General features: G+C 65.6%; 18 protein-coding genes and 2 tRNA genes. 14 read left to right on the top strand and 6 right to left on the bottom strand.

The genetic code is table 11. The features are described from left to right. Positions 1 to 14 precede the first annotated feature (14 nt). Positions 15 to 1,235, bottom strand: a complete 1,221-nt coding sequence (locus NLI89_RS12850; RefSeq protein ID WP_254687370.1) for a serine hydrolase domain-containing protein — start codon at positions 1,233 to 1,235, stop codon at positions 15 to 17. 193 nt (positions 1,236 to 1,428) lie between these two features. Between NLI89_RS12850 and NLI89_RS12845 the strand changes: the two genes are divergently transcribed. Further along, positions 1,429 to 3,135, top strand: a complete 1,707-nt coding sequence (locus tag NLI89_RS12845) for a class I adenylate-forming enzyme family protein (protein ID WP_254687386.1) — start codon at positions 1,429 to 1,431, stop codon at positions 3,133 to 3,135. A 336-nt stretch (positions 3,136 to 3,471) separates the two neighbouring features. On the opposite strand, the gene glpK is transcribed toward NLI89_RS12845, so the two are convergent. Next, positions 3,472 to 4,956 (bottom strand): glycerol kinase GlpK, encoded by a 1,485-nt coding sequence (gene glpK / locus NLI89_RS12840; RefSeq protein WP_254687369.1) that lies wholly within the window; start codon positions 4,954 to 4,956, stop codon positions 3,472 to 3,474. 171 nt (positions 4,957 to 5,127) lie between these two features. On the opposite strand from glpK, the gene NLI89_RS12835 reads away from it, so the two are divergent. From NLI89_RS12835 to NLI89_RS12825, 3 genes are all read left to right on the top strand, one after another. Further along, a complete protein-coding gene (locus NLI89_RS12835; protein ID WP_254687385.1) occupies positions 5,128 to 6,276 on the top strand; it encodes an AI-2E family transporter in 1,149 nt (382 codons plus the stop codon). Between the two features lie 54 nt (positions 6,277 to 6,330). Beyond that, positions 6,331 to 6,407, top strand: a tRNA-Asp gene (locus NLI89_RS12830). A gap of 98 nt (positions 6,408 to 6,505) precedes the next feature. Beyond that, positions 6,506 to 6,582: transfer RNA gene (locus tag NLI89_RS12825), tRNA-Asp, on the top strand. 260 nt (positions 6,583 to 6,842) lie between these two features. Here NLI89_RS12825 and NLI89_RS12820 read toward each other — a convergent pair. From NLI89_RS12820 to NLI89_RS12805, 4 genes are all read right to left on the bottom strand, one after another. Beyond that, the gene (locus NLI89_RS12820) at positions 6,843 to 7,043 is read right to left on the bottom strand and encodes a DUF2842 domain-containing protein (protein WP_254687368.1); all 201 of its coding nucleotides are present in this window, start codon (positions 7,041 to 7,043) and stop codon (positions 6,843 to 6,845) included. Next, entirely contained in the window at positions 7,040 to 7,573 is a 534-nt protein-coding gene (locus NLI89_RS12815) for a 5-formyltetrahydrofolate cyclo-ligase (RefSeq protein ID WP_254687367.1), read from the bottom strand. The genes NLI89_RS12820 and NLI89_RS12815 overlap by 4 nt, the downstream gene beginning before the upstream one ends. A gap of 195 nt (positions 7,574 to 7,768) precedes the next feature. Continuing rightward, positions 7,769 to 8,080, bottom strand: a complete 312-nt coding sequence (locus NLI89_RS12810) for a cell division protein ZapA (RefSeq protein WP_254687366.1) — start codon at positions 8,078 to 8,080, stop codon at positions 7,769 to 7,771. 11 nt (positions 8,081 to 8,091) lie between these two features. Beyond that, positions 8,092 to 8,313, bottom strand: a complete 222-nt coding sequence (locus NLI89_RS12805) for a hypothetical protein (protein WP_254687365.1) — start codon at positions 8,311 to 8,313, stop codon at positions 8,092 to 8,094. Positions 8,314 to 8,458: 145 nt separating this feature from the next. Between NLI89_RS12805 and gap the strand changes: the two genes are divergently transcribed. From gap to NLI89_RS12755, 10 genes are all read left to right on the top strand, one after another. Beyond that, positions 8,459 to 9,469: a type I glyceraldehyde-3-phosphate dehydrogenase gene (gap, locus tag NLI89_RS12800; protein ID WP_056048489.1), complete on the top strand. Its 1,011-nt coding sequence runs from the start codon at positions 8,459 to 8,461 to the stop codon at positions 9,467 to 9,469. A 149-nt stretch (positions 9,470 to 9,618) separates the two neighbouring features. Beyond that, a complete protein-coding gene (locus tag NLI89_RS12795) occupies positions 9,619 to 10,077 on the top strand; it encodes an MOSC domain-containing protein (RefSeq protein WP_254687364.1) in 459 nt (152 codons plus the stop codon). Then, a complete protein-coding gene (locus NLI89_RS12790) occupies positions 10,074 to 11,264 on the top strand; it encodes a phosphoglycerate kinase (protein ID WP_254687363.1) in 1,191 nt (396 codons plus the stop codon). The genes NLI89_RS12795 and NLI89_RS12790 overlap by 4 nt, the downstream gene beginning before the upstream one ends. Before the next feature lie 48 nt (positions 11,265 to 11,312). Beyond that, positions 11,313 to 11,579, top strand: coding sequence for a type II toxin-antitoxin system RelB family antitoxin (gene relB, locus NLI89_RS12785; protein ID WP_254687362.1), 267 nt, complete (start codon positions 11,313 to 11,315; stop codon positions 11,577 to 11,579). Next, the gene (locus NLI89_RS12780; RefSeq protein ID WP_254687361.1) at positions 11,576 to 11,902 is read left to right on the top strand and encodes a type II toxin-antitoxin system PemK/MazF family toxin; all 327 of its coding nucleotides are present in this window, start codon (positions 11,576 to 11,578) and stop codon (positions 11,900 to 11,902) included. The genes relB and NLI89_RS12780 overlap by 4 nt, the downstream gene beginning before the upstream one ends. Before the next feature lie 20 nt (positions 11,903 to 11,922). Beyond that, the gene (locus tag NLI89_RS12775; RefSeq protein ID WP_254687360.1) at positions 11,923 to 12,843 is read left to right on the top strand and encodes a class I fructose-bisphosphate aldolase; all 921 of its coding nucleotides are present in this window, start codon (positions 11,923 to 11,925) and stop codon (positions 12,841 to 12,843) included. 45 nt (positions 12,844 to 12,888) lie between these two features. After that, complete coding sequence (locus NLI89_RS12770; RefSeq protein WP_254687359.1) at positions 12,889 to 13,356, top strand: hypothetical protein; 468 nt, start codon at positions 12,889 to 12,891, stop codon at positions 13,354 to 13,356. Next, positions 13,322 to 14,011, top strand: a complete 690-nt coding sequence (gene thiE / locus NLI89_RS12765) for a thiamine phosphate synthase (protein ID WP_254687358.1) — start codon at positions 13,322 to 13,324, stop codon at positions 14,009 to 14,011. The genes NLI89_RS12770 and thiE overlap by 35 nt, the downstream gene beginning before the upstream one ends. 140 nt (positions 14,012 to 14,151) lie before the next feature. Beyond that, positions 14,152 to 15,162: a L,D-transpeptidase family protein gene (locus NLI89_RS12760; protein ID WP_254687357.1), complete on the top strand. Its 1,011-nt coding sequence runs from the start codon at positions 14,152 to 14,154 to the stop codon at positions 15,160 to 15,162. A gap of 4 nt (positions 15,163 to 15,166) precedes the next feature. Beyond that, entirely contained in the window at positions 15,167 to 15,772 is a 606-nt protein-coding gene (locus tag NLI89_RS12755) for a M23 family metallopeptidase (RefSeq protein ID WP_254687356.1), read from the top strand.

The following is a 15,772-nucleotide window of genomic DNA, read 5'->3' as shown; positions in this document are numbered from 1 at the left end:
GGCCACTCGATTGATCAGGTCATCGCGGCGTAGATCATCGTCTTCAGCTCGCGGCGGATGGGATAGAAACTGCTCGGCGAAAGCTGCGTCATGAACACCATCGACACGCGCTCGACGGGATCGACGAAGAACGCGGTCGAGAACATCCCGCCCCAGTAGAATTCGCCCTTCGACCCCGGCACCATCGTCTTGGCGACGTCGTCGGTGATCGCGAATCCGAGCCCGAACCCGGTGCCCGCGTTCGACGCCTCGCTGAACAACGACTTCGACATCGTCGCGAGATCGGATTTTCCGGGCAGGTGGTTCTGCGTCATCAGGTCGAGCGTCTTCCGCCCGAGGATGCGCGCGCCATCGAGTTCGCCGCCATTGAGCAGCATGGTGTTGAACCGGTGGTAATCGAGCGCGGTCGAAACGAGTCCGCCGCCGCCGGACAGAAGTTTCGGCGCGCGGCTCCACGCACTCTCGGCACCGCGATCGTACATCACGCGGCCTTTACCGGCGACCAGCGTGTAGCAGTCGGTGAGGCGATCGAGCTTGCCCTTGGGAACCTGGAAGAACGTATCTTTCATCTTCAGCGGCGCGAAGATCCGGTCCTTGAAGAACTGGTCGAGCGGAAGGCCCGACACGCGCTGCACGACCGCGCCGAGCACGTCGGTCGCGACCGAATAATTCCACGCAGTGCCGGGCGAAAATTCGAGCGGGATCTTCGCGAGCGCGCCGATGAAGCCGTCGAGGTCATACCCGCCGTGCCAGCTCTCGATCTTCCCCTCGCGATAGGCGGCATCGACGTTCGAACGGTTCTGGAAGCTATACGTCAGCCCCGAGGTGTGGCGGAGAAGGTCGACCATCCGCATCGGCTCGGCGGTCGGCTTGGTCACGAACGGCACCCCGCCACCGCCGCCGTCATAGACGCCGATATCCTTGAACTCGGGGAGCACGTGATGGACCGGCGTATCGACCGCGACGAGACCCTGCTCGACCAGCATCATGAATGCGACCGAGGTGATCGGCTTGGTCATCGAAGCGATCCGGAACAGCGATCCCTCGTCGATCGCCTTGCCGCCCTCACGCGCCGCGCCCGCATGGGAGAAATGGACGATCTCGCCGTCGCGCGCGATCAACAGTTGCGCGTTCGGGAGCTTGCCCGAATCGATGTAGCGGGTCTGGAGCAGCGTATCGATCGCTGCCAACCGGCTCGCGTCGAAGCCATGCGTTGCAGGCTTAGCGATTTTCATGATTCGACCGTTCCCGCCATCACCCGCTCCATACCCCTAGTTCGAACTTGTTGCCTCTATTGCCTTGAGTGCGGCAGGAATCAACTATAACCTGTCTTCGAACAGGCGATAAGCCAAACCCGAAATTCAACTCTGGAGTCAACCGGTCTTGGCAAGCGAACCGATCATCGCACTCGATCCCTCCTGGCCGGCGATGTCGCTCGCCGATGCCGAGCGAATGCTGACCGCGCCCGGCGCGAAATTCGAGATGGAGACGATCACGATCGACGGCATCGCGACGCGCATCTGGAAGAACGCACCGCCGTCGTTGCGCTGGCTGGCCGAGGCGGCACGCGCGCATGGCGACCGGGTGTTCACGGCGTATGAGGACGAGCGAGTCACCTACGAGGCGAACTTTCGCGCGATCGCGGTACTGGCACACCGGTTGCGCGAGATGGGGATCGGTCCCGGCGACCGCGTCGCGCTGGCGATGCGCAACCTGCCCGAATGGCCGGTCGCGTTCTTTGCAGGCGCGAGCATCGGGGCGATCATGGTGCCGCTCAACGCGTGGTGGACCGGCGCGGAGATGGAATACGGCCTAGCCGATTCGGGCGCGCGCGTGCTGATCACCGACGACGAGCGGCACCACCGGCTGGAGGCGGCGTATGCGACGCTGCCGGCGCTGGAGCACGTGTTCGTGGCGCGTGCCGCAGAACCGCTGACGGGGATCGTGACGCGGCTGGAGGACGTGATCGGCACGCCGCACGACTGGGCGGCGTTGCCCGATATCGGCCTGCCCGAGGCGACGATCGCGCCCGACGACGATGCGACGATCTTCTACACCAGCGGCACCACCGGCGCGCCGAAGGGGGCGCTCGGCACGCACCGTAACATGATGTCGAACATCCTGTCGGGCGGCTATTCGTCGGCGCGCTCGTTCCTGCGCCGCGGCGAGGCACCACCCGAGCCGACGCCGCGGGTGACGCTGACCGTGATTCCACTTTTCCACGTCACGGCGTGCTCGGCGGGCATGATGGGCGTGATCGCGACCGGCAGCACGATGATCTTCATGCGAAAATGGGACACGATCCGCGCAATGGAGATCATCGAGCGCGAGAAGGTGAACGTCACTGGCGGCGTGCCGACCATCGCGTGGCAGTTGCTCGAGCATCCGGACCGCGCGAAATACGATCTCTCGTCGCTCGAATCGATCGCCTATGGCGGCGCCCCGGCTGCGCCTGAGCTGGTGAAACGCATCCATGCCGAGTTCGGCGCGATGCCCGGCAATGGCTGGGGCATGACCGAGACGATGGCGACCGTCACGCATCACGGGGCCGAGGATTACCTCAACCGGCCGACCAGCGCAGGGCCGCCGGTCGCCGCCGCCGACCTGAAGATCATGGCGGACGACGGCGTGACCGAGATGGCTGTGGGCGAGGTCGGCGAACTCTGGGCGCGCGGGCCGATGATCGTGAAGGGCTATTGGAACAAGCCCGACGCGACCGCATCGACCTTCATCGACGGCTGGGTGCGGACAGGCGACCTCGCACGGCTCGACGAGGAGGGGTTCTGCTACATCGTCGACCGCGCCAAGGACATGATCATCCGCGGCGGCGAGAACATCTATTCGAGCGAGGTCGAGAACGTCCTCTACGCGCACCCCGCGGTGACCGACGCGGCACTGATCGGCATCCCGCACCGGATCCTCGGCGAGGAGCCCGCGGCGGTGGTGCACCTCGCGCCGGGCGCGGTGACGACCGAGGCGGAGTTGCAGGGCTGGGTGCGGCGGCATCTCGCGGCGTTCAAGACCCCGGTGGCGGTGCGCTTCGTGCACGAGACGTTGCCGCGGAATGCGAACGGGAAGATCCTGAAGAAGGACCTGCAGGTGCTGTTCGAGGATCGGGTCGGGATGATGGGGTAGAGCTTTCTTGCGGCCCGTGGGGGGGGCGGCGCGGTGGGTCGGTTGCCACATATCCGAACCGTCGTGCCCCAAACCGGCCGACCCACCCCCAACCCCTCTCTTTCAGGGAGGGGGGCATGTTGCGCTCCAGGCACTGGTCGCGGTCCTGCACGAGACGTTCTCGGGCGGAGCGAGTGGCGAGGTCTGAGGAAGACTTTCAGGTGTCGTTCGAGGATCAGGCCGGCGTGACGGCGTAAACCTTCTTCCCCCCTCCCTGAAAGGGAGGGGCAGGGGGTGGGTCGGTTTCCCCATATTCCTTCCGGCGTGGCGTAAACGGGAGGAGAGCACGCTTGCCTTTCAAGATCGGCCGGCAGCCACCACCACATCCACGGCCGTCTTCCACCCTGCCAGTCTCGCCTGCCGCTCGTCCTCTCCCAGTGATGGCGTGAACGTCTCGACATCGCCGCGCATCGCCGTCGCCTCCTCAAGCCCTGCGAACAGCCCCGCGCCGACGCCCGCGAGCATCGCAGCCCCCAGCGCGGTCGTCTCCGCGAATCTCGGCCGCTCGACTTCGATCCCGAGCAGGTCCGCCATGTCCTGCGCCATCCAGTCGTTGGCGACCATGCCGCCGTCGATCCGCAAGGATTGCCAGTCGATGCCGTCGGCGGCGAAGGCGGTCTTCAGGTCGTGCGCCTGGTACGCCATCGCCTCCAGCGCCGCGCGCGCCACATGCGCCTTGCCGGTCGCGAAGCTCAGTCCCGAGATACTCGCCCGTGCGTCGGGCTCCCACCATGGCGCGCCCAGACCGCTGAGCGCCGGTACGAGGTACACGCCGCCATTGTCCGGCACGCTCCGCGCGAGCGTCTCGGTCTCCGCGGCGGTCCCGATCAGACCGAGCGTATCGCGGAGCCACTGTACGAGGCTGCCGGCGACGAACACCGATCCCTCCAGCGCATAAGCCCGTTCGCCGCCCAATTGCCACGCGACGGTCGACAACATCCGGTGGCCCGATGTCGGTGGCGTCGCGCCGGCATGCGTCAGGATGAATGCGCCCGTCCCGAACGTCGCCTTGGTCTGGCCGGGTGCAAGGCAGGCCTGGCCGATCGCCGCGGCCTGCTGGTCGCCGGCGATACCGCAGATCGGGATCGCCGCGCCGAACGCGGTCGTCTCGCCGAATCGGCCTGCGCAATCGACGATCTCGGGCAGCGCCGCGCGTGGCACGCCGAACAGCGCGCAGAGGTCGTCGTCCCACTGCCCGCTGTGCACGTCCATCAACGCGGTGCGCGAGGCGTTGGTCGCGTCCGTCACGTGCAGCCCGCCGGTCAGCTTCCAGATCAGCCAGCTGTCCACCGTGCCGATCGCGAGCCGCGTGCCGGCGGCGGCCAGTTGCGGCCACTCCCGCATCGCCCAGCCGATCTTCGACGCGGAGAAATACGGATCGAGCAACAGGCCGGTCTTGGCCTGAACCTCTGCCTCATGGCCCTGCTCGCGGAGATCGCGGCAGATCGCGGCGGTGCGTCGGTCCTGCCAGACGATCGCCGGCGCCAGCGGCTCGCCGGTTTCGCGGTCCCAGAAGACGATCGTCTCGCGCTGGTTGGTGATGCCGATTCCCGCGATCCGGTGCGCGCCGCCCGCCTGCGCGACCATCGCGGCGGTCGCGCGAAGCGTTTTGCGCCAGATTTCGGCGGCGTCGTGCTCGACCCAGCCCGGCCGCGGATAGGACTGGTCGAGCGTACGGGCCTCGCTGGCGATGCAGCGGCCACCGGTCGCGAACAGCATGGCACGGGTGGATGTGGTCCCCTCGTCGATGACGAGAATTAGATCGGTGGCGTCGTTCGGCATGCTTGAATGCTAGCCACGATTACGGGATGGAGGAACAAAGGAATTGCCATGACGGATGAGGGTCTTCGCCACGAAACGAACCGGCCGCCAGGCGAGGGCGCCGCCGTTGCGGAAGGTCCACCGGCCGAAAGTGCGTTCGGGCTGCCGATCGCCGTCGGGGTCGAGGATGCGATGCGGATCGCGCAGCGTCGCGACCGGTTGCTGGCAGCGCTGACGCTGACGGCTGGGGTCGGGCTGATCCTCGCCATCCCGTTCGCGCTGAAATCCGGCGCCGAGTTCTTTCTCCCGCTCACGATCGCGCTCGTGATCTCCGTCGCGCTCGTGCCGGTGCTGGAGTGGCTCGAGCGGCGCCATGTGCCGTCACCGCTTGCCGCGATCCTCTGCATCCTCGTGTTCCTGATCGCCGCGAACATCGCGATCGCCGCGATCCTGGTGCCGGCGACCGATTTCTTCCGTCTGCTGCCGACCCGGCTGGACCGGATCCAGAGCAATCTCGCGCCGCTGCTCGATCTCTATTCGAGCCTCGAGAAATACGTGAACAAGACGCTGCGGCAGGTCGCGTCGACGCCGATCAAGCAGCCGGCGACCGCTGGCGTCGCCGCGCCGGGATCGATCCTCGAACTTGCCGCGACGTCGGCGCCGGCGGTCATCGTGCAGTTCCTGTTCGGGGTGCTGATCGTGTTCTTCTTCCTGTCCGGCTGGACGCGGATGCGGCGGCAGACGATCACCGGGCGGACCAGCTTCGACGGGGCGATGGCGACGGCGCGGGTGATCCAGGACATCGTCGACGACGTGTCCGCGTATCTCGGCACGATCACGCTGATCAATATCATGCTCGGGATCGTCACCGGGGTGGCGCTGTGGTTCATCGGCATGCCGTATCCGGCGATGTGGGGCGGGATCGTCGCGCTGCTCAATTACATCCCGTATTTCGGGCCGGTGATCGGCGCGTTCCTGCTCGCGCTGGGCGGGCTGATGACGTTCTCCGACATCTGGATGGCGATGCTGCCGCCGGCGCTGATGTACGGGCTGCACCTGGTCGAGGCGAACGCGATCACGCCGTTCGTCGTCGGCCACCGGCTGACGATCAGCCCGTTGCTGATCCTGATCTCGCTGAGCTTCTGGGGGTGGGTGTGGGGCACGTCGGGCGCGTTGCTGGCGGTGCCGCTGCTGATCATCATCCAGACGGTCGTGAAGGCCGCTGGCAAGCCCGATATCGCCGGTTTCCTGTTCGAGCACGGCACCTTGGTGCAGCCCAAGGCGGGTCGAAATCGCCGTCGCGGCGATCCGCCCGAGGCACAACGTGAAACCGGCGGATAATTTGGGTTGACGGTATCCGAACCCTCGCCTAGTTGCCGCCTCCACGCTGTTTCAGCGGGTGTAGCTCAGTTGGTTAGAGCGCCGGCCTGTCACGCCGGAGGTCGCGGGTTCGAGTCCCGTCACTCGCGCCATCGTTTGCCCTGACCGGGTAGATGGTTCGAGATTGTGTCAAGGTTTTGACGAGCCTTCCGCTGTGTCCTTCGGGGCGCTAGGGTTCGTCATTGGGAATGCGGGTGTAGCTCAGTTGGTTAGAGCGCCGGCCTGTCACGCCGGAGGTCGCGGGTTCGAGTCCCGTCACTCGCGCCACCCTAGAGGGTGGCCGAGACCCTTAAAGATTTTTGCGTGCTGCGAGCATCCAATCCTGCTGTCAGGTAGGACTATCTCCCCCCAAACCGTTCGTGCTGAGTAGAGACCGAGTAGCTCCGTCAGGAGCGTATCGAGGGCTCGTATCGAAGCATGGGTTCCGCGCGCCAACCTGTCCTTCGATACGCCCTCTCGATACGCCGCTGCGCGGCTACTCAATAGCTACTCAGGACGAACGGGGGAGGGGCAAGGAAAATACCTCCTTACCGCCCGATTTCCATCCACCGCAGCACCGGCTTCAGCGGTGCGATCCAGACCAGGCCGGTGAACACGTAGAACACGAGTTGCGCCAGCCAGTGCCAGCTGCCGACGATGTTCGACAAGCTCACGATCGCCACGCACCACATCAGGATCAGGAGCAGGATGCCGAGCATCCCGACGGGCTTGCGCCAGGTTGGCGTCATGGCGTGATCCATTCGAGTTCGGTGGCGATGGCTTGGAGCGGGACGTCCCACGGGTCTGGGGTCAGGGTATCCACCTGTTGCACCGACAGCGCAATGCCGACGCGCCACGCATTCGGGTGCGCGAGGAAGGCGCGGTCGTAATAGCCGGCGCCCTGGCCGATTCGATTGCCGCCGCGATCGAACCCGACGAGCGGGGTCAGGATGATGTCGGGTTCGAGCTCGGCCGCGTCCTCGGCCGGCTGGTGCAACCCGAACGGCCCGGCGATCAGTGCAGCCTCGGTTTCCCACGACAGGAACCGCATCGGCAGCGATCGACGCACGACATGGGGCAGGGCGATCACGCAGCCGGCGTCGACGGCAGCGCGTGCGAACGGTGACGGATCGGCCTCGCCGCCGAACGGAACATAGGACGCGACCGTCAGTCCGGGCTTCAATCGCGCCACGAACGCCGACGGGACCGGGATTTCCACACGTGGTTGCGCTTCCCGCGCGGCGCGGAGCGAGGCTCGCAGCGCATTCTTGCCGGTCATGCGCAGGCAACCTCGAAAGATGGTGATGTGGCGGGCCCACCATGGCCGTGTGCCGGGTTATCCACTGACGCACGGTACGTCAGGTGGGGACCATATGCTTCGGACCAGGATCCTAACAGGGACAGCCCCCTATGGATGATGAATAGCCTCAGGGATAATAAAGGCTCGCACCGGGCAGAACCCGCCACGCCCAATCTAGGCGTTCGGCCCGCTTTGCTCAAGGGGGCTAAGCTCAAGAGCTTGTGCAAGCCCTTCGAGACGATCTGCGATCCGGGTAAGCGCGATTTCGCTGACGGCGGATCCTTCGGGTGGGCGATGGGCTGCTTCGTCGAGGTCGTCGGCGAGCATCAGCGCGACGAACAGCATCGCGCGCTCGGCGCTGAGCCCGCCTGCCGCGCGGTCCGCGGTGGCCCAGCGTTCGGAAACCATCGCGCCCAGCAAGCGGACACGCGACTCTTCGCCGTCACGGCAGGCGACGGCATGCGGCCGGCCGCCGATATCGAGCATGACCTGGGCCATCAGTTGGGGCTCCCACGCGTAATGACGTCGTCGAGCGCGGCGACGGCTTCGGCCATACGCGCCTTGAGGGCTGCATGGCGCTTGGCAAGGGCATCGCCAGCTTCGGCGCGCGCAGCGATAGCGGATTCGATCCTGGCGATCGCCGCGTCGATCCGTTCGACGGCAGTAGGCGCGTCGCTTTGGTCGACAGGCGTCGGCGCATCGGTAATTGTATCTGACATAGTATGCGAGATAGCATGGCCGGGGTGTGCGACAAGCCGGTTTCGCCGCCCCGATCCGCGATCCACGGTGTTGACAGGGCGCCCCACCGCCCCGCAAAGGCTGCGCGCCCGGAACGGACTCGCGGGCGTTAGCGGAGAGACAGCAATGACGGTCAAGGTTGCGATCAACGGTTTCGGGCGCATCGGCCGTCTCGTCGCCCGTGCGGTCCTCGAACAGTCGAACGGCGCACTCGAACTCGTCGCGATCAACGATCTCGGCGATGCGAAGTCGAACGCGTGGCTGTTCAAGCGCGACAGCGTGCATGGCAAGTATCCGGGTGAGGTCTCGGCCGAGGGCAACGAGCTGGTCGTCGACGGCAAGCGCATCCGCGTCACTGCCGAGCGCGATCCCGCCAACCTGCCGCATGCCGAGCTGGGCGTCGACATCGTGCTGGAATGCACCGGCTTCTTCACCGACAAGGCGAGCTGCCAGAAGCATCTCGATGCGGGTGCCAAGAAGGTGCTGATCTCGGCGCCGGGCAAGAATGTCGACCTGACCGTCGTCTACGGCGTCAACCACGACAAGCTGACCGCCGAGCACACGATCGTCTCGAACGCGTCGTGCACGACCAACTGCCTCGCGCCGGTCGCCAAGGTGCTGAACGATGCGATCGGCATCGAGCGCGGCCTGATGACGACCGTGCATGCGTACACCAACGACCAGAAGATCCTCGACCAGATCCACCCGGACCTGCGTCGCGCACGTGCTGCGGCGATGTCGATGATCCCGACCACGACCGGTGCCGCGCGCGCCGTCGCCGAAGTGCTGCCTGAGTTGAAGGGCAAGCTCGACGGTTCGGCGATCCGCGTGCCGGTGCCGGACGTCTCGCTGATCGACCTGACCTTCACCCCGTCGCGCGACACGACGCGCGAAGAGGTGAACGCGGTACTGAAGGCGGCGTCCGAGAGCGGCCCGTTGGTCGGCGTGCTCGACTGGTCGGACGAGCCGCTCGTCTCGATTGATCTCCAGCATACTCCGGCGTCATCGACGATCGACAGCCTGGAGACCGCGGTGATCGACGGCAAGCTGGTCCGCGTCGTCAGCTGGTACGATAACGAATGGGGCTTCTCGAACCGGATGGTTGATACCGCGACCGCGATGGCGAAGTTCATCTAAGGTAGACGGATGCTGCGTTCCTATAGCTTCCGCCCCGACAACAACCGTCATCCCAGCGAAAGCTGGGATCTCCCCATTCGGGTCGAGACGCCCGCCAACGAGGAGACCCCAGCTTTCGCTGGGGTGACGGGGATTGGGATGGATCGCTGATGGGCACGATCGTCGGGATCGCCCGACACCACCGCGCGAAAGCCCCGATGGAGGTCATCGACCATGTCGAGATCACCGTCGAGGCCGGCCTGCACGGCGATTTCCGCGGCTATGTGAAGCCCGGCGGCAAGGGTCGGCGCCAGGTCACGCTGCTCGAACGCGGCGACTGGGATGCGGCGATGGCCGAGGTCGGCCACGATATCCCGTGGTACGAACGCCGCGCGAACCTGCTCGTCGACGGCTTCGACCTCCCGCAAGTTCCCGGCACGCGGCTCCGCATCGGTGCGGACGTCGTGCTTGAGGTGACGCGCCATACCGATCCGTGCGAACGCATGGAGGCACTGGCGCCAGGATTGTTCGCCGCGCTGACGCCCGATTGGCGCGGCGGGGCGTGTACCCGAGTTTTGATGGGCGGCATCGTCGCCGTCGGTGATGAGATCAGGATCGAAGAACCATGACCAAGCCATTCAAGACGCTAGATGATATCGGCGACATCCAGGGCAAGCGCGTGCTCGTCCGCGAAGACCTGAACGTGCCGATGGCCGAGGGGCATGTCACCGACGACACCCGATTGCGCGCGACTGTCGCGACCGTCGGCGAGCTTGCCGACAAGGGTGCGATCGTCCTCGTCCTCGCGCATTTCGGCCGTCCCAAGGGCGTGCCGAGCCCGGAGTTCTCGCTGTCGCAGGTCGTGAAGCCGTACAGCGAAGTGCTGGGTCGCGAAGTCCGCTACATCGACTGGGAGGGCGCGGATGACGCCGTTGCCATGCTCGAACCCGGCGACATCGCGGTGCTGGAGAACACGCGCTTCTTCGGCGGCGAAGAAAAGAACGACCCGGCGGTGGTCCAGCGTTTCGCCCGACTCGGCGACCTGTACGTCAACGACGCCTTCTCCGCCGCACATCGCGCGCACGCCTCGACCGAGGGCCTTGCGCATGTCCTGCCAGCCTATGCCGGCCGCGCGATGGAAGCCGAACTCGACGCGCTCCAGAAAGCGCTCGGTGAGCCCGAGCATCCGGTCGCAGCCGTCGTGGGGGGCGCGAAAGTGTCGTCGAAGCTCGACGTTCTGCGTCACCTCGTCACCAAGGTCGATCATCTGATCATCGGTGGCGGCATGGCCAACACCTTCCTCGCGGCGCGCGGCGTCGACGTCGGCAAAAGCCTGTGCGAGCATGAGCTTGCAAGCGTTTGCGAACAGATCATGGAAGCCGCGGACAAGGCCAACTGCACCGTCCACCTGCCGTACGACGTGGTGGTCGCCAAGGAGTTCAAGCCGAACCCCGCCACGCGCACCGTCAACGTCCACGAAGTCGCCGCCGACGAGATGATCCTCGACGTCGGCCCGGCCGCGGTCGAATCGCTCGGGGACGTCCTCAAGAACTGCCGCACTTTGGTCTGGAACGGCCCGCTCGGCGCCTTCGAGACGCCACCGTTCGACAAGGCCACCGTCGCGCTCGCCAAGACGGCAGCGGCCCTGACCGAGGGCGGCTCGCTCGTCTCGGTCGCCGGCGGCGGCGATACGGTCGCGGCGCTCAACCACGCCGGCGTGGCGGACGCCTTCACCTTTGTCTCGACCGCAGGCGGCGCGTTCCTGGAATGGATGGAGGGCAAGACCCTCCCGGGGGTCGCCGCGCTCCACGGTTGAAATACGCGAGCATCCGAGCTATGTTTAACATGTTAAACGGAGACTCGGATGCTCGGCGTCAGGCTCGATAGTGAACTCGAAGAACGACTCGCGGCGGTTGCGCGCACCCAAGGGCGCAGCAAGAGCGATATCGCACGCGAAGCCGTGCGACGCTATGTCGAACGCCACGACGAGGCATTCCTTGCGGAGGCGAAGCGGCAGTCGCTCGCGGCGGCGGCACTTGGCTGGACCGAAGAAGACGAGGAATGGGAGCGTTTGGGAGTAGCCTGGGATGACCCAGAGCCTTCCAACAATCGCCGTGATGCCGCCGAATGAAACGCGGTGATATCGTCACTATTGCCGACGCCGGAGATTTCGCCAGAAAGCCGCGCCCGGCACTCGTCGTTCAGACCGACGCGTTCCTGCGCGACCATGACAGCGTCACGGTGTGTTTGATTACCAGCCAGCTTGCCGGCCTCGGCATGTTCCGCATACCGATCGCTGCAAATCCCGACACGGGGCTCTTTAAACCGAGCGAGGTCAGTGTCGACAAGGTGCAGTCGGTCTGGCGGCATCGCATCGGTCGACGCGTCGGTGTTGCTTCCAACGAAACCATGTTTGCGGTCGATCAGGCACTTCGCCGGTGGCTGGAACTTTGAATATCAGAAAAGGATTTACCATGACCTCGACGATCACCCCGCAAGTCAAAACCATCCTCGACAAATACGAAGCCACCAGCCCGGCGGTGAAGGCGAATCTCGCGCGCATCCTGATGCAGGGCAAGCTCGGCGGAACCGGCAAGCTGGTGATCCTGCCGGTCGACCAGGGCTTCGAGCATGGCCCGGCGCGCAGCTTCTCGGTTAATCCGCCGGCGTACGACCCGCATTACCATTACCAGCTCGCTATCGACGCCGGGCTCAGCGCCTATGCGGCGCCGCTCGGGATGCTCGAAGCTGGGGCGGATACGTTTGCGGGGCAGATCCCGACGATCCTGAAGTGCAACAGCTCGAACAGCTGGGCGACGTCGATCGACCAGGCGGTGACCGCGACCGTGTCGGATGCCGTTCGGCTCGGTTCGGCGGCGATCGGCTTCACGATCTATCCGGGTGCGGATCAGTTCTTCGACCTCGTCGAGGAGATCCGTGAACTGAGCGAAGAGGCCAAGTCAGTCGGCATCGCCACGGTGATCTGGTCCTACCCGCGCGGCGGTGAGCTGACCAAGGACGGCGAACTCGCGCTCGACGTCGGGGCCTATGCCGCGCACATGGCGGCGCTGCTCGGCGCGCACATCATCAAGACCAAGCTGCCGACCGCGCATATCGAGCAGAAGGAAGCCAAGCCGCTCTACGCGAACACCGACTGGTCGAAGCAGTCGGACCGCGTGAAGCACGTCGTCCAGTCGAGCTTCGCCGGGCGTCGCATCAACGTCTTCTCGGGCGGTGCGTCGAAGGGCGAGGACGCGGTGTTCCAGGACGCGCGCGACATCCGCGACGGTGGCGGCAACGGCTCGATCATCGGTCGCAACACCTTCCAGCGCCCCCGCGACGAGGCACTGGCGATGCTCGACCGCATCATCCGTATCTACAAGAACGAGGAATAAGGTCCTTTGATCGGGGCGTTCACCTATCATAAGGCGATCGGCCCGATGATCTGGGTTCTTATCGGGCTCTCGACCGTCGAGCTGGTCGTCGTTCATCTGTTGCTGGCGCATTGGTGGCCTCGTCTCGCGATCTTCGTCGCGCTGGTGACAGTCGCCGGGATCGGCTGGCTGATGATGTTTGTACGCTCCTTCCGCCGCTTGCCGGTGCTACTCGATGCGGACCGGATGTTGATGCGGATCGGCCGGCTTCGGTCGGTCAGCGTTCCAACGGAGAGCATCCTCGGATTGCGCTCGTCATGCGATGCAGCGACGCTGAAGCAGCGTCACGTGCTGAACCTGGCATTGATTGCCTACCCGAATGTCGTGGTCGATCTCGCGGCGCCCGTCCCAGTAGGTCGGCGCAAGATATCGACGATCGCACATCGGCTCGATGATCCAACCGGTTTCGCTCAGGCGCTGAACCGGCTAGGGGGCGGACATGACCGAATTCGAAGATCCGCTGGGCCCGCTTGATCCCAATTTCGCCGAGAATTTCCGACGCGACATGCGTCGGCCGCCGTGCCAGTTGTATCTGGTATCGCCGCTCGACGTCGGGGGCGATTTCCCCGCGCGGCTGGCGCGGGCGCTCGACGCCGGGCCGGTGGCCGCGTTCCAGTTCCGGGTCAAGGACATCGACCAGCACGCAGCTGCCGCGCTCGGCGAGCCGTTGCGCGCGATCTGCGCTGAGCGCGACGTCGCGTTCATCGTCAACGACGACATCGGACTGGCCAAGCGGCTCGACGCGGACGGCGTGCATCTCGGGCAGGAAGACGGCGATCCGCGCGAGGCGCGCGCGCAGCTCGGGCCCAATGCGCAGATCGGCGTGAGCTGTCACGGCAGTCGTCATCTGGCGATGGAAGCGGGCGAGGCCGGGGCCGACTACGTCGCGTTCGGCGCCTTCTATCCGACCACGACGAAGGTCGCGACGCATACCGCCGAGCCGGTGATCCTGTCCTGGTGGTCGACACTGTTCGAGATGCCCTGCGTTGCGATCGGTGGCATCACGCCGGAGAACGCCGCGCCGCTCGTTGCGGCCGGTGCGGATTTCATCGCCGTGTCGGGCGCCGTCTGGGGTGGCGACGAGGTCGCGGCGATCAAGGCGTTCGGCGAGGTTCTTGCCCAGCGCTGAACCGACTAACGAAACAAACCGCCCGTCATCCTGACTTTCGTCAGGATAACGGGCGGTAGGTGAACGGGGCCGTTTCGTTCAACGGAAACAACCGTCGTCCCGACCGTTTGATGCAGGAGCGTAACGGTTGGGATGACGGCATGACGGCATTTGTGAAGGCTTCGGTTCTTGTAGCGGGCCTGTTCGGCCTGGCGTCGCCCGCTTTGGCGCAGACGGTTCCGGCAAAGTCCGTACCGATCGATCGCAACATCCTCCACGTGCAGGTGATCCTCGATCATCTCGGTTTCGGACCGGGCGTGCTCGACGGGCGTGGCGGGCAGTCCCTGGTCGCGGCGTTGAAGGGGTTTCAGGAGGCGAAGGGCCTGCCGATCACCGGCAAGCCCGATGCGCGGACGTTGCAGGCGCTGTATCCGTATCGCGCCGCGCGGCCGACGGTGACGATCGCGTTGACGCCGCAGATGCTCGCGGGGCCGTTCGTCACTCCGCTGCCCAAGGATCCCGCCAAGCAGGCGGAACTCCAGACGATCGGCTATCGCTCGGTCATGGAGAAGCTCGGCGAGATGTTCCACACCACGCCAGCAGTGATCATGGCGCTGAACTCGCCGACGACGATGCTGACACCGGGCACGAAGGTCGTGTTCCCGAACGCATTGCCGACATCGCGCGCCTACGATGCCAAGTTCCGGCCGGACTGGACCGCGACTCTCAACATGCTGAACGTCGATGCCAAGCAGCCGCAGGCGGATCACGTCGTCGTTGACAAGTCCGACGGCGTGCTCCGCGTGCTCGACGCGAACGACAAGCTGATCGCGCAGTTCTCCGCGACGATGGGGTCGAGCCACGACCCGCTGTCGCTCGGCACGTGGACGATCAAGGGGTCCGATTACAATCCGAAGTTCCACTTCAATCCCGCGCTGTTCTGGGACGCCAAGAAGGGCCAGCAGAAGGAGATGCTGCCGCCGGGGCCGAACGGTCCGGTCGGCGTCGTCTGGATGGATCTGTCGAAGGAGCATTACGGCATCCACGGTACGCCTAACCCGGAGACGATCGGGCGTGCGGAGAGCCATGGCTGTATCCGCCTGACCAACTGGGATGCCGCGCGGCTGTCGATGATGATCAAGCCGGGTACCAAGGCGGTCTTCCAGGCGTAAGGCGATGACGCGGACGTTCTGGATCATTCTCGGGCTGATCGTGGTCGTCGCCGGCGGGTTCGCGTCGATGCTGTCGTTCGGCGGTAGCGGTGGTGGCATCGAGCGGCGGATACCCTGGCGCAAGCCCGCGCCTCCTGCCGAGGTCGTTGCTGCACCCGTGACGCCGGGCGCGCTCGTCGTCCCGGTGGCCGGCGTTCCGCGCAAGGCGATTGCGGACAGCTGGAACGATGCGCGTGGCGGTGGGCTGCGCGGCCATCACGGGACGGACATCATGGCGCCGGGTGGCACCCCGGTGGTCGCAGCCGCGCCGGGGCGGATCGAGAAGCTGTTCCAGAGCGGGCTCGGCGGCGTCACGCTGTACGTTCGCTCGCCCGACCGACGCTGGACCTATTATTACGCGCATCTCGCCGGATACGCGGCCGGGGTGCGGGAGGGCATGGCGGTCAAGACCGGCGATCTGCTCGGCTATGTCGGCGATACCGGCGACGCCGGGGCTGGCAATTATCACCTGCATTTCGGGCTGACGCGGATGCAGCCGGGTCAGCGCTGGTATGAGGGCGAGAACGTGAACCCGTACCCGATGCTTGCCGGAACCGGGTCGCCCCGCTAA

The organism is Sphingomonas faeni (genome assembly GCF_024273235.1).
Lineage (GTDB): Bacteria > Pseudomonadota > Alphaproteobacteria > Sphingomonadales > Sphingomonadaceae > Sphingomonas > Sphingomonas faeni_A.
Note: the sequence above shows the minus strand (reverse complement) of the source record. Positions and strands in the feature narration are given on the sequence as shown.

Bases quoted from the DNA above. Each gene is read 5' to 3' on its own strand.
- NLI89_RS12850 (WP_254687370.1), bottom strand. From the start codon at position 1,235: ATGAAAATCGCTAAGCCTGCAACGCATGGCTTCGACGCGAGCCGGTTG.
- NLI89_RS12845 (WP_254687386.1), top strand. From the start codon at position 1,429: ATGTCGCTCGCCGATGCCGAGCGAATGCTGACCGCGCCCGGCGCGAAA.
- glpK (WP_254687369.1), bottom strand. From the start codon at position 4,956: ATGCCGAACGACGCCACCGATCTAATTCTCGTCATCGACGAGGGGACC.
- NLI89_RS12835 (WP_254687385.1), top strand. From the start codon at position 5,128: ATGCGGATCGCGCAGCGTCGCGACCGGTTGCTGGCAGCGCTGACGCTG.
- NLI89_RS12820 (WP_254687368.1), bottom strand. From the start codon at position 7,043: ATGACGCCAACCTGGCGCAAGCCCGTCGGGATGCTCGGCATCCTGCTC.
- NLI89_RS12815 (WP_254687367.1), bottom strand. From the start codon at position 7,573: ATGACCGGCAAGAATGCGCTGCGAGCCTCGCTCCGCGCCGCGCGGGAA.
- NLI89_RS12810 (WP_254687366.1), bottom strand. From the start codon at position 8,080: ATGCTCGATATCGGCGGCCGGCCGCATGCCGTCGCCTGCCGTGACGGC.
- NLI89_RS12805 (WP_254687365.1), bottom strand. From the start codon at position 8,313: ATGTCAGATACAATTACCGATGCGCCGACGCCTGTCGACCAAAGCGAC.
- gap (WP_056048489.1), top strand. From the start codon at position 8,459: ATGACGGTCAAGGTTGCGATCAACGGTTTCGGGCGCATCGGCCGTCTC.
- NLI89_RS12795 (WP_254687364.1), top strand. From the start codon at position 9,619: ATGGGCACGATCGTCGGGATCGCCCGACACCACCGCGCGAAAGCCCCG.
- NLI89_RS12790 (WP_254687363.1), top strand. From the start codon at position 10,074: ATGACCAAGCCATTCAAGACGCTAGATGATATCGGCGACATCCAGGGC.
- relB (WP_254687362.1), top strand. From the start codon at position 11,313: ATGCTCGGCGTCAGGCTCGATAGTGAACTCGAAGAACGACTCGCGGCG.
- NLI89_RS12780 (WP_254687361.1), top strand. From the start codon at position 11,576: ATGAAACGCGGTGATATCGTCACTATTGCCGACGCCGGAGATTTCGCC.
- NLI89_RS12775 (WP_254687360.1), top strand. From the start codon at position 11,923: ATGACCTCGACGATCACCCCGCAAGTCAAAACCATCCTCGACAAATAC.
- NLI89_RS12770 (WP_254687359.1), top strand. From the start codon at position 12,889: ATGATCTGGGTTCTTATCGGGCTCTCGACCGTCGAGCTGGTCGTCGTT.
- thiE (WP_254687358.1), top strand. From the start codon at position 13,322: ATGACCGAATTCGAAGATCCGCTGGGCCCGCTTGATCCCAATTTCGCC.
- NLI89_RS12760 (WP_254687357.1), top strand. From the start codon at position 14,152: ATGACGGCATTTGTGAAGGCTTCGGTTCTTGTAGCGGGCCTGTTCGGC.
- NLI89_RS12755 (WP_254687356.1), top strand. From the start codon at position 15,167: ATGACGCGGACGTTCTGGATCATTCTCGGGCTGATCGTGGTCGTCGCC.